9 protein-coding genes are annotated in these 11,581 nt (G+C 74.2%); 4 read left to right on the top strand and 5 right to left on the bottom strand.

All coding sequences use genetic code 11. The features are described from left to right. Window positions 1–36: 36 nt before the first annotated feature. The gene (locus HB370_RS05460; RefSeq protein ID WP_030783901.1) at window positions 37–576 is read right to left on the bottom strand and encodes a DUF4232 domain-containing protein; all 540 of its coding nucleotides are present in this window, start codon (window positions 574–576) and stop codon (window positions 37–39) included. Between the two features lie 206 nt (window positions 577–782). After that, window positions 783–2,495 (bottom strand): alpha/beta hydrolase, encoded by a 1,713-nt coding sequence (locus HB370_RS05455; RefSeq protein WP_030783899.1) that lies wholly within the window; start codon window positions 2,493–2,495, stop codon window positions 783–785. 283 nt (window positions 2,496–2,778) lie between these two features. Here HB370_RS05455 and HB370_RS05450 point away from each other — a divergent pair, with 283 nt between their 5' ends. After that, a complete protein-coding gene (locus HB370_RS05450; protein WP_208974374.1) occupies window positions 2,779–3,486 on the top strand; it encodes a chaplin in 708 nt (235 codons plus the stop codon). Window positions 3,487–3,854: 368 nt separating this feature from the next. Next, the gene (locus tag HB370_RS05445; RefSeq protein WP_030783894.1) at window positions 3,855–4,709 is read left to right on the top strand and encodes a GNAT family N-acetyltransferase; all 855 of its coding nucleotides are present in this window, start codon (window positions 3,855–3,857) and stop codon (window positions 4,707–4,709) included. 5 nt (window positions 4,710–4,714) lie between these two features. Here HB370_RS05445 and HB370_RS05440 read toward each other — a convergent pair whose 3' ends face one another. Continuing rightward, window positions 4,715–5,206, bottom strand: coding sequence for a nucleoside deaminase (locus HB370_RS05440; protein ID WP_030783891.1), 492 nt, complete (start codon window positions 5,204–5,206; stop codon window positions 4,715–4,717). Between the two features lie 4 nt (window positions 5,207–5,210). Next, entirely contained in the window at window positions 5,211–6,476 is a 1,266-nt protein-coding gene (locus HB370_RS05435; RefSeq protein ID WP_030783888.1) for an MFS transporter, read from the bottom strand. Between the two features lie 60 nt (window positions 6,477–6,536). Here HB370_RS05435 and HB370_RS05430 point away from each other — a divergent pair, with 60 nt between their 5' ends. After that, a complete protein-coding gene (locus HB370_RS05430) occupies window positions 6,537–6,908 on the top strand; it encodes a MerR family transcriptional regulator (protein WP_030783886.1) in 372 nt (123 codons plus the stop codon). Window positions 6,909–7,153: 245 nt separating this feature from the next. Here HB370_RS05430 and HB370_RS05425 read toward each other — a convergent pair whose 3' ends face one another. Next, window positions 7,154–9,871, bottom strand: coding sequence for an exo-beta-D-glucosaminidase (locus HB370_RS05425; protein WP_030783882.1), 2,718 nt, complete (start codon window positions 9,869–9,871; stop codon window positions 7,154–7,156). Window positions 9,872–10,071: 200 nt separating this feature from the next. On the opposite strand from HB370_RS05425, the gene HB370_RS05420 reads away from it, so the two are divergent. Beyond that, complete coding sequence (locus tag HB370_RS05420; protein WP_030783877.1) at window positions 10,072–11,517, top strand: APC family permease; 1,446 nt, start codon at window positions 10,072–10,074, stop codon at window positions 11,515–11,517. Window positions 11,518–11,581: the final 64 nt, after the last annotated feature.

The following is an 11,581-nucleotide window of genomic DNA, read 5'->3' as shown; positions in this document are numbered from 1 at the left end:
GGCGGCATCGCGCGCGGCGGGATCCGGGCCCGGTGCTCAGCCCAGCCCGATGATCCGGTCCGCGGCCCGTGCCGTCGGCTGCCACCAGGTGGTCACCGGCTCCCAGACCAGCACCTGCCGGCCGGTGCCGAGCTCCCAGGGCTGGAAGGTCCGGCCCCAGTGCGCGGCCGACGCCGCCACCGTGACCGAGTCCGCCCGGCGGGCCTCGGGATCCGCCGGGTCGCCGATGGTCCGCACGGCGGCGTAGGCGGTGCCGCCCGCCGCCAGCCGGTAGCCGCCGGTGCCGCCCTCGGGCACCGGCAGCGCGGCCCCGTCCAGGTCGCCGAAGGTCACCGTGGGCACGCGGTCGACGACACAGGCGCGGGCGGTGCGGTTGGTGACGCTGACCCGCAGCACGGCCGGGTGGCCGGTGACGGCCTTCGCCCGCAGCGTCAGCGCCCGCGCGGCGCAGTGGTCGGCCCGCTCGTGGCCGGCGGCGGCCTGGCTCTGCGGCGCGGTCAGCAGCAGGGCCGCCGCGGCGGCCGAGACGGCGGTGGATACGGCGGTGGATACGGCGATGGCGGCGCGGATGGGCATTGGGGTGTCCCCCTGTCGTGGTCGGGAGCGGGACGCTGGGCCCGCGCTCGCGGAACTGGACGACGGCCCCGGGCCGGACGCCGTGGGCGAGCGGCGGCCGGAACCCGCCTGCCCTGTGTGACGGCCGGCGCGGCCGGGAGGTTGCCCCGGCCCGCGGCCCTCACCCGGTCGTGTCACGTCCGGCACCGGCGGCGGGCACCCGGCCGTCAGCCGGCGTCCTCCGGGCCGACGGCCGCGGGGGAGTCCGCCGGGCAGGAGCCGCCGCCGGCCGGCAGGGTGCCGTAGAGCAGGAAGTCGTTGACCGTGTGGTGCACGCACATGGAAGAGGAATACCCGGTGTGGCCCTCACCCTTGTTGTCCAGCACCACCGCCGAGGGGCCCAGCCGGCGGGCGGTCTCCACGGTCCACCGGTACGGCGTCGCCGGGTCACCTCGCGTGCCCACGAGCAGCATCTTCGCCGTGTGCACGTCCTTGACCCGCTCGCGGATGAAGTCCGTGCCCTTTGGCCGGCCGTAGCACAGCAGCAGCTGGGTGAGCCGGTAGCGGCCGAAGACCGGTGAGGCGTGGTCGTACGCGGCCCGCAGCGACCTCAGCTCCTCGGTGAGCCGCGCCGCGTCGGGCCGGTCGGGGTCGTCCGCGCAGTTGATCGCCATCAGCGCGGCCGGCAGATTGTCCACGGGGACGTCGGCGACGTCCACCAGCCCGCCGTCCGCGTGACGCCGGGCAGGGGACGCGTCCGCGCGGACGGTGCGCTCGCGGTCGTGGGAGGCACCGGCGCGGTCCGTGCTGCGGTCACGCTCCCGGGACAGGCCGGTGCGCTCCGCGCCGTAGCCGGCGTGGGGCAGGCCGACGCCGCTCGGGGCGAAGCCGAGGAGCCGGCGGGTGTCGCCGTCCTCCACCAGGGACGCCAGCGCGCGTTCCAGCGGAGGCCACGCCCGCTTGCTGTACAGGCCCTGCGCGAGGGCGCCCACCAGATCCTGCCCGGTGAACGAGGCGCCGAACTCCGTGGGAACCGGGTCCTGGTCGAGCGAGCGCACCAGCCGCAGCACCTCGTCCCCGGCCCGGCGCCGGTCCTGCCCGAACGGACAGCCGACATCCGTCGTACACCAGTCCAGGAAGTCGTCCAGCGCCTGCTGCTGCCCCTCGGCGCCCGCCAGGCCCTGCTCGGCCGTCGACTCGGTCAGCGTGTCCACGCCGTCCAGGGCGAGCCGGCCGACCCGGTCCGGGAACTGCGCCGCGTACACCGCGCCGAGCCGGGAGCCGTAGGAGAAGCCGAGGTAGTTGAGCTTCTTGTCGCCGAGCGCCTGGCGGATGACGTCCAGGTCGCGCGAGGCGTTCACGGTGCCGATGTGGGGCAGCACCGGGCCGGAGTTGCGGGCGCACTCCTCGGCCACCTGCCGCAACTGCCGGAGCAGTGCCTGCGGTTGGCCGGCCCCCGGGTCCTGCCTGGGCACCGCGGGGACCGTGACGCCGCCCTCGCCGCAGCTGACGGGGGAGGAGCGGCCGACGCCGCGCGGGTCGAAGGTGACCACGTCGTAACCGTCGGTGAGATCCATGAAGTCTCGGCCCTCGGTGGCCAGACCGGGGACGCCGGCGCCGCCCGGGCCGCCGAAGTTCAGCACCACCGAACCGTGGGAGGGGCCCGTCGCACGGTAGCGGGCCAACGCCAGGTCGAGGGTGCCGGCGCCCGGCCTCGCGTAGTCGAGCGGGACGGTGACCTTCGCGCACTCGAGGTCCTCGGGCATGTCCGGGCCCGGGCAGGCGGCCCAGGACGGCCGCTGCTGGTAGAAGCGGGTCAGGTCGGGCTGCGGCCGGTCGGCGGCGGCCGCGGGCAGTCCGGCCCCGAGCAGCGCCAGGGCGAGCACCGAGGCGCCCGCGCAGCGCCGTACGAAGGGCCGTGTGGACAGCATGGCCAGCATCGATCGCCTCCCGGGGCACGCCCGCCACGGGCCGGGGGCGGCGCCCTCGGATCACCATAAGCGGCCCCCTTCCGGCCCGCCTCCCGGCGAGCGGGACGGCACCCGCCGTCGTATCCTGCGCACCCTGCGTGCCCGTTGAGGATCATTCGACGGCTTTGCGTGGGGTTCGATAACAGTGCCGCTCGATGGGGTGAAAGGCCGATAAGCCATAACTCGGATGGTTCACCGGCGTTTTAGGTGGTGCGGGTGAGTGCCCGCGCGATGTCCGGAAGGCAGGGAACCCATGAGACGCGCTACCCGAAACGGTGTGATCGCCGTCGCCGCCGCATCCGGTGCGATGGCCGTGGCGTTCCCGGTGTCCGCCGCCTTCGCGGCGGACGGGGCCGGGGCCCGGGGTACGGCGGCCGGCTCGCCCGGACTGATCTCCGGCAACGGCATCCAGCTCCCCGTGGACGTGCCGGTGAACGTCTGCGGCAACACGGTCGACATCGTGGGGCTGCTCAACCCGGCCGCGGGCAACGCCTGCGCGAACACCGGCAAGGCGCGGGCCGACGGTGCCGGACACGGCGGGGCGCCGTCCCGGTCCGGCGGGGCGTCCGCCCACGGCGCGACCACGAACTCGCCCGGCGTGGTCTCGGGCAACGGCATCCAGCTCCCCGTCGACCTGCCGGTGAACATCACCGGCAACAGCGTCAATGTGGTCGGCGTCGGCAACCCGGTGTTCGGCAACCAGTCGGTCAACGGCCCCGGCGACACCCACCGACCGGCCCCCCACACCCCCGCCCGGCACACCCCGGCCCCCAAGCCCCGGGCCCCGAAGCCGCAGCCCCCCACCCGGACCCACCCCGCCCCGCACGCCCCGCGCCCGGCCGTGTCCGCGCTGGCCCACACCGGAGCGGACGCCACCGCCCCCGCAGCGGCCGGCAGCGCCGCGCTCATCGTCGCGGGCGCCCTCCTCTACCGCCGCTTCCGCCCGGCCCGCCACCACTGACCCACCGCTCTGACAGGAACCGGACCCGGGACGCCCGAGGCGCGGCGGGAAGTCCCGGGCGGGCTACGGTACCGGGGCGCGACTTCGGCTCCGGGCGCCACCTCCCGCGCCGGCGACGCGGCGACGCGGCGACGCCCAGGACGTGCCCCCCAGCCGGACGGGCCCGTGCACACGCACTCCAACGGCGCCGGAACCTCGGCCCGGACACGCCCCGGCCCGGCAAAGCCCTGGCCCGGACGGGCTCTCAGGTGCGCGCCGGCCGATCTCCCCGTGGCGCGGCCCGCGTTGATCCGGAAGGATGCTGCGGGCGGCCGGCCGAGGGGCCGTGCCGTACGACAGCCCGACCCCGACGGATACGGAGCGCACCGATGACCTCTGCGGCCCCCCAGGACCTCGTCGTCACCCAGGCCACCCTCGCCGACTGGCCGGTGATCAGCGGGTGGGCGGCGGCGGAGGGCTGGAACCCCGGACTGTCCGACGGCCCCGCCTTCTTCGCCCAGGACCCCGAGGGGTTCTTCCTCGGCCGGATCGACGGGGAGCCGGTCTCCGCGATCTCCGTGGTCAACCACGGCCCCGACTACTCCTTCCTCGGCTGCTATCTGGTCCGCCCCGGCCTGCGCGGCCGGGGACACGGCCTCACCACCTGGAAGACCGCGCTGGCGCACGCCGGGAGCCGGACGATCGGCCTGGACGGGGTGGTCGCCCAGCAGGACAACTACCGCCAGTCCGGCTTCCGGCTCGCCCACCGCACCATCCGCTTCAGCGGCCCCGCTCCCGAGGCCGAGCCGCCCGCCGGCGTCCGCCCGGCCGGCCCCGCCGACCTCGCCGCGATCACCGCCTATGACAGCGCCTGCCACCCCGCCGACCGCCCCCGGTTCCTCGCCGAGTGGCTCACCGCACCCGGCCACCGCGCCGCCGTGCGCGACAACGGCGGGCACCTGACCGGCTACGGCGTGATCCGCCCCGGCCGGGACACGCTGCGCATCGGCCCCCTCTTCGCGGACACCGCCGCCGACGCCCGGGCCCTGTTCGCCGCTCTCACCGCCGACGTGGCCGGCCGGGAGGTGGCGATCGACGTGCCCGAGCCGAACGCGGCGGGCGTCGCCCTCGCCGAACAGGCGGGACTGCGACCCTCGTTCGAGACCGCCCGCATGTACACCGGCCCGGTGCGCGCGTACGCCCAGGAGCGGGTCTTCGGCGTCACCACCCTCGAACTCGGCTGACCCCCTCAGCCGAGTCGGGGCCGCCCGGAGTGGAAGCGCCGGTGCAGCTCCCGTACCTCGTCCAGCAGCTCCGGCACCGGTCCCGCCACGGCCACCCCGGGCGCGATGTCCCGCACCGGCAGGGTCCGTACGGGCGGGGCGGGCACGCCCAACTCGGCCAGGATGCCGGACAATTGCACGGACGAGACGATGTACACGATCCGGCCGAGCCCGACCCAGGCGTGTGCCGCCGCGCACATCGGGCAGTGCTCGCCGGAGGTGTAGACGGTCGCCTCCGCCCGTTCCTCGGGCGTCAGGCGCGCGGCCGACCAGCGGGCCAGCTCGAACTCGGGATGCCGGGTGTGGTCCCCGCCCGCCACCCGGTTGCGGTCCTCCGCCAGCACGGTTCCGTCCCCGGCCACGAGGACCGACCCGAAGGGCTCGTCACCGGCGTCCAGCGCCTCCTCGGCCAGCTCGACACAGCGGCGCAGATACCGCAGCTCATCGTCCCGGACCATCGGTTCACCTCCGTGCGTCATGATCTCCGGCCGGGCAGGTTACGGCCACCGCACCCGGCCGGGCCAGCGGCTTTGCCTCCAGGGCAACGGAGCGCCGTTCGGCCGGGAAGGCGTAGCGCCGTCCCAGCGCGACCGTGCCGAGCGCCAGCAGCACCGGCGGGAGCGCGGTCCACGGCAGTGCTCCCGCGCCCAGCGCGTCCAGGGCCAGGCCGCCGGTGAGCGAACCGGCCGCGATCCCCGCGTTGTACACCGTGGTCTGCAACGAGGTCGCCAGATCGGCCTCGCCCGGTCCGGAGGCGTCGACCAGCGCGGTCTGGATCAGCGTCGGCGCCCCGCCGAAGGCCACACCCCACAGCGCGACCGCGCCCACCAGGAACGCGTGCGCCCGGCCGGCCGGCCCCAGAGCCGGCAGCACGGCCGCGACCAGCGCCAGCGCCCCGAGCAGAGCGGCCCGGGGACGCCGGTCGGCCAGCACCCCGGTGAGCCAGATCCCCGCCACCGTGGCCGTCCCGAACACCGCGAGCAGGACGCCCGTACGGCCGTACCCGGCATGCGCGGCGAACGGTCCGATGTACGTGTACATCACCTGGTGCCCCAGCAGCAGGAAGAACGTCACGCACAGCACCGGGCGGATCCCGGGACGGAGGGCGACCCGGACCAGGGGCACGCGCGCGTGCGGCGGCTCGCCGGGGAAACCGGGCACCCGGAGCCGTACCCAGCCCACCAGTAGCACCGCGAGCACGGCCAGGACGGCGAACGCGGCCCGCCAGCCCACCGCGCCGGCCAGCGCGGTACCGGCGGGCACGCCGAGCGCCAGGGCCAGGGTGATCCCGGCGAGGACCACCGCGATGGCCCGGCCGCGCCGCTCGGCGGGCACCATGCGGGCCGCGTAACCGGCCAGCATCGCCCACAGCGTGCCGCCCATCGCCCCGGCCAGCAGCCGGGCCGCGACGGTGAGCGGGTACGACGACGACAGCGCCACCACCGTGTTGCTCAGGGCGAACCCCAGCAGCGCACCGCACAGCACCGGCCGCCGGGGCAGTCCGCGCAGCGCCGCGGTGACCGGGACCGCGGCCACGAAGGAGGCCGCGGCATACGCGGTGACGAGGAAGCCGATCCGGGACCCGGCGACCCCGAGCGGGGGCGCCATGGCGGGCAGCAGGCCGGCCGGGAGGAGTTCGGTCAGTACGGCGGTGAACGCGGCCGAGGACAGGGCGAGCAGCCCGGACCACGGCAGGCGACCGCCCTTGACCTGGGAGGACGGGGTCATGCGACCATGGTGGAAGCTTCACATCAGTGTGAAGGTCAAGCGCGGAACCCGGGAGGTGCGATGCGCATCGGTGAGCTGTCCCGGCGCACGGGCGTCGCCACCCGGCTGCTGCGCTATTACGAGGAACAGGACCTGCTGCACCCGGACCGCTCCGGCAACGGCTACCGCAGCTACCCGGAGTCCGCGGTCGCGCGGGTGCGGCAGATCCGGGGTCTGCTGGACTCCGGGCTGACCACCGAGATGATCCGCGCGATCCTGCCGTACCTGTGCGGGTCCGGCCGTCTGGTGCCGTCCCCCGGGAACGTGCCGCCCGGGACTGCCGCCCTGCTCCAGGAGCACATCGATCGCATCCAGGCCCGCATCGACTGCCTGGCCCGCAACCGCGACCGGCTCGCCGCCTACCTGGCGGCGGTAGGGCCGGACGGCGGCTGAACCTCCCGGCACGGCCGTCGTGTCGCGTCGTCCATGTGCCTCCGGTGGTGGTCCGGCGCGATCCCGTCGGCACCGGAACCGCTTGACCCGCTCCGCTCGCCATGTGCATTTCAGCCAACCGGCGCGCGGAGGACTCCCAAGCCGGTTGCTCCACCAGCAGGGCGGCACGTTCGGGTTCCTACCGCCCTTGGCTCGACGGCAACGGCACCGCCGCCACCGGCCGCACCCAGCGCGCCCCCGCCCCGTCAGCCCGCCGGGACCGTCGTCTCCGGTGTGTTCCAGCCGGAGACGCGCACGGCCGGCGCCGAGCCGCGCAGGTCCGCCGTCCGGTAGGTGGCGGTCAGCGTCACCGACTCGCCCGGCCACAGGCTCACCTGGTTGTCCGACCAGCGCACCGGCAGCACCGGCCTGCCCTCCGCACCCACCACGTCGACGTCCGTCAGCAGCGCCGGAGTCGTCCCGCTCCCGTGGTGGCGCAGGGTCACCGTCGTGGTCGACACACCGCCCGACGCGCGGGTGACGGCCTTCGCCGACACCGGCACCCGGGCCATCGAGGCCAGCCCGGTCAGGTCGGCGTACTCCGTCGTCGGGGTGTAGTACCAGGTGGTGTCGCTCCAGTCGAGGGTGTCGGGCCGGGTGGAGAGCCAGTACACGTTCCGGCTCACCTCCCTGCCGGCCGCGTCCGAAAGCACCAGCCGCAGCAGATGGGTGCGCGCCGGCCCGCCCACCGCCGGCGGCAGCGTGAGCGCGGTGGCATGCGCGCCGCCGCCGTTCACCGCCACCCCGCCGGCGCTCTGGTCGAAGCGGCGCGTGCCGTCGGGATCGAACAGCGTGGCCCGCGCGGTGAGCCCCCGGACCGGAGCGGTGCGGTTGTTCACCACCACGATGGAGCGGTCGTCGTAGGAGAACTGCACATGCAGCGGCTCGTTGGCCTTCTTCGCGCCGAAGTAGGCGCCGTTCTGGTCGAGGTAACGGTCCGTCAGCTGCCAGTGCAGTGAGGGCCAGCCGCTGTTGAACATCCAGTGCACGACACCGGTGGCGGGCCGGTCGCCGTCGGTCGCGTTGCGCCGGTACGACTCGAACTGGGCCCGCACGGTCTCGTACTGGGCCAGCTGGGCCTTGCGCACATAGTCGGTGAGGCCCGTCGGAGCGCCGTAGCGGCCGGTGAGCGCCTCGTCGTAGATCTTGAGCGTGCCGAAGGTGACGGACGGCGAACGGTGGTACTGCCGGGCGTCCGGGTCCTTCCAGAGGGTGTCCAGTTCGGCCGGTGTCATCATCCGGCGCAACGTGTCCAGGGTGGGGATGCTCGGGCCCGCGCTGGTCTCGGAGTTGAAGCCGGTGGCCCCGCCCTCCCGCTTGGCGTACCAGTAGCCGGGCGGCACCCAGTCGTAGGGGCCCGTCATCTTCATGCCCGAGTCGCCGAGCCGTGGGGAGGAGGTGTCGGACGCGGCGGGGATCACGGGGACGGGCCAGTCGGCCGCTGCCAGCGCGTCCAGGTAGCCCTTCTCGATCGTGGCGTCCGGCGCGGCGTCGCTGCCGATCAGGAACGACAGCACGCTCGGATGGCCGCGCAGCCGGGCGGCCTCGGCGGCCATGGACGCCCGCGCCACGGTGTGGTCGGCGGCGGACCACGGCTCGCCGGAGCCGTTGGGGTTGACGTCGCCCTCCCACTTGTCGCAGCACTCCCAGCCCGGCAGGGCGAGCAGGCCGTAGCGGTCGGCGAGGTCGAAGAACTCGTCGGGCTCCAGGTGGCCTTCCAGGCGGAGGGTGTTCAGGCCCAGGTCGAGGGCGTACTTCAGGCGGTCCTCGGTATAGGCGCGGTCCCAGCGCAGGAACTCGTCCGGGGACCAGCCGCCGCCCTTGATCAGCAGGGGACGGCCGTTGACGCGGTACTGGCGGGCGCCGTCGGCGTTCAGCGGGGCCCGTACGTCCCGGATGCCGAAGCGCTCGTGCGCGGTGTCCGACGGTGTGCCGCCCACGGTGGCGGTGAGGTCCAGGTCGTACAGCGGCTGCCCGCCCATGCCGGCCGGCCACCACACCTCGGGGCGGGTGAGGCGCAGGCCGGGGACGTCGGCGGGGGAGAAGGAGAGCGTCTTCGACTCGTGCGCGCCGAGCGTCACCGTCCGGGCGAACCGGATGTCGCCGACGCTGCCGGTGACCTCCGTGGTGACCGCGGAGCCCGTGTCGTTGCGGACCTGGGCCCTGACCGTCAGGTCGGCGGTGGCGAGCGAGGGCACCGCCAGCTTCGTGACCACGTGCGCGTCGCGCAGCGCGACCGGGCCTTCCCGGCGGACCAGGACGTCCCGGACCAGGCCCATGTTCCGGTCCGGCGGCGGCTGGAGCCAGTCGAGCCAGCCCATGGTCAGATCCCGGTTCGGGTCGTTGGGCCGTACCCGGAAGGCGACCGTGTTCGTGCCCGGCCGGACCAGCGAGGTGATGTCCAGCTCATGGCGGGTGTAGGCGCCGGTGATTCGGGAGGCCGGTGCCACCAGCCGGCCGTTCACATAGACGTCGGCCGCCGAGACGACGCCGCTGAAGTCCAGGAAGGTGCGCCGCTCGGTGTCCTCGACCTCGAAGTCCGAGCGGTACCACCACGGCACGTCGAAGTCGGCCCGCGGGATCTGCCGCTGGTTGGTGGAGCGGAACGGGTCGGGGTACACGCCGTTCGCCAGCAGCGCGGCCAGCACGGTGGAGCGGGGGCCGGCCGGATACCAGTTCCGCGCCGGATAGCCGGGGGAGGACACGGCCGCCGCCGAGTCGCCGACCTTCGCGGAGGACTGGATGGCGAAGCGGGACAGCGGGGTGCTGGTGCCCGCGGCGGAGGGGACGGGGGTGAGCCGCTCCGGCCGGTGGGGCTCGGTCGCCTCCCCGCGGCCGGCCCAGGCGCCGGTGGTCAGGGCACCGCCCAGGGCGAGCAGCGCCGCGGCGGCCAGGGGGAGCCGGCGGGTGGGGCGAGGGAACACGGCGGTCTCCAGCCTCGTAAAGTTAGGAAACTTTACTAACCTGGGTCACGCTAGGTCGCGCCCCGGACACTGTCAACGAGCCTCGCGGAGACCGGCACGGCACGCCGCCGGCCTGGGCAGGATCGTTTCGCCGTCGTGGGTCTGACGGTAGGTCAGCCACTGCCGGGTGCGTCGGATGCCCGCCGTGTCAGGAGGCCCCCATGTCCGGTAGCCCACCACCCACGGGTGGCTTCGTCCGCCGCGTCGGCCTGTTCCAGGCCACGGCGATCAACATGAGCCAGATGTGCGGCATCGGCCCGTTCGTCACCATCCCGCTGATGGTCGCCGCGTTCGGCGGTCCGCAGGCGGTCACCGGGTTCCTCGCGGGCGCGGTCCTGGCCCTGTGCGACGGGCTGGTCTGGGCCGAACTGGGCGCCGCCCTGCCCGGCTCCGGCGGCAGCTACGTCTATCTGCGCCAGGCCTTCCGGCACCGCACCGGGCGTCTGATGCCGTTTCTGTTCGTGTGGACGGCCATGCTGTTCATCCCGCTGATCATGTCCACGGGCGTGGTCGGCTTCGTCCAGTACCTCGGCTATCTCGCCCCCGGCCTCGGACGGACGGCAGGCGACCTGACCGGCCTCGGCGTCATCGCCCTCGTGGTGCTCCTGCTCTGGCGCGGCATCGAGCACATCGCCCGGATCACGGCCGTCCTGTGGACCGTGATGATCACCTCCGTGCTGCTGGTCATCATCGCCGCGGCCACTCACTTCAGCCCACATATGGCGTTCACCTACCCACAGGGCGCGTTCAATGTGATGAGCGACCACTACTGGCCCGGGTTCGCCGCGGGCCTGACCATCGGCATCTACGACTACCTCGGCTACAACACCACCGCCTACATGGGCGCCGAGATCAAGAACCCCGGCCGGACCCTCCCGCGCTCCGTGCTCTTCTCGATCCTCGGCGTCATGGCGATCTACCTGCTGCTCCAGATCGGCACGCTCGGTGTGGTCGACTGGCACCGGATGACCGACCCGCACGACATCGCCTCCACCTCGGTGGCCTCCGCGGTGCTGGAGGACACCTGGGGCAGGGCGGCGGCGGACACCGTGACCGCGCTGATCCTCGTCACCGCGTTCGCCTCCGTCTTCACCGGCCTGCTCGGCGGCTCCCGGGTGCCCTACGACGCCGCCCGCGACCGGGTCTTCTTCCGGGCGTACGGCAAGCTGCACCCCAGGCACCGGTTCCCGGTGTCCGGCCTCGCCACCATGGGCGTGATCACCGCCGTCGGCTTCCTGGTCGGCCGCCACACCGACCTCGCCACCCTGATCCAGCTGCTCACCACGGTGATGGTGATCGTGCAGGCGCTGGCCCAGATCGTCGCGCTGACGGTCCTGCGCCGACGCCGGCCGGACCTGCACCGGCCCTACCGCATGTGGCTGTACCCGCTGCCGAGCGTCCTCGCCTTCACGGGCTGGTGCGTGATCTACGGCTACGCCGACCACAACTCACCGGACCGCCACCCCGTCGAGTGGTCCCTGGCCTGGCTGGCCCTCGGCTGCCTGGCCTTCCTGGGGTGGGCGCGGCACGAGAGGGTCTGGCCGTTCGGCCCGAAGGAGACCGGCGAGGACATCGGCGAGACGCGCAACGCCCTTGAGATGAGCTAGAGTTACGGGCACCACCTCCCCCGGCCGGACCACGATCCGCCGGGGACGCTTTCGTTCATGACCG

It is taken from the genome of Streptomyces sp. DSM 40868, assembly GCF_011820545.1.
Classification (GTDB): domain Bacteria; phylum Actinomycetota; class Actinomycetes; order Streptomycetales; family Streptomycetaceae; genus Streptomyces; species Streptomyces eurythermus.
The sequence above is the reverse complement of the archived record's forward strand: the minus strand, read 5'-3'. Positions and strand labels throughout refer to the sequence as shown.

Coding starts and splice junctions, on each gene's coding strand:
- HB370_RS05460 (WP_030783901.1), bottom strand. CDS start 576: ATGCCCATCCGCGCCGCCATCGCCGTATCCACCGCCGTATCCACCGCC.
- HB370_RS05455 (WP_030783899.1), bottom strand. CDS start 2,495: ATGCTGGCCATGCTGTCCACACGGCCCTTCGTACGGCGCTGCGCGGGC.
- HB370_RS05450 (WP_208974374.1), top strand. CDS start 2,779: ATGAGACGCGCTACCCGAAACGGTGTGATCGCCGTCGCCGCCGCATCC.
- HB370_RS05445 (WP_030783894.1), top strand. CDS start 3,855: ATGACCTCTGCGGCCCCCCAGGACCTCGTCGTCACCCAGGCCACCCTC.
- HB370_RS05440 (WP_030783891.1), bottom strand. CDS start 5,206: ATGGTCCGGGACGATGAGCTGCGGTATCTGCGCCGCTGTGTCGAGCTG.
- HB370_RS05435 (WP_030783888.1), bottom strand. CDS start 6,476: ATGACCCCGTCCTCCCAGGTCAAGGGCGGTCGCCTGCCGTGGTCCGGG.
- HB370_RS05430 (WP_030783886.1), top strand. CDS start 6,537: ATGCGCATCGGTGAGCTGTCCCGGCGCACGGGCGTCGCCACCCGGCTG.
- HB370_RS05420 (WP_030783877.1), top strand. CDS start 10,072: ATGTCCGGTAGCCCACCACCCACGGGTGGCTTCGTCCGCCGCGTCGGC.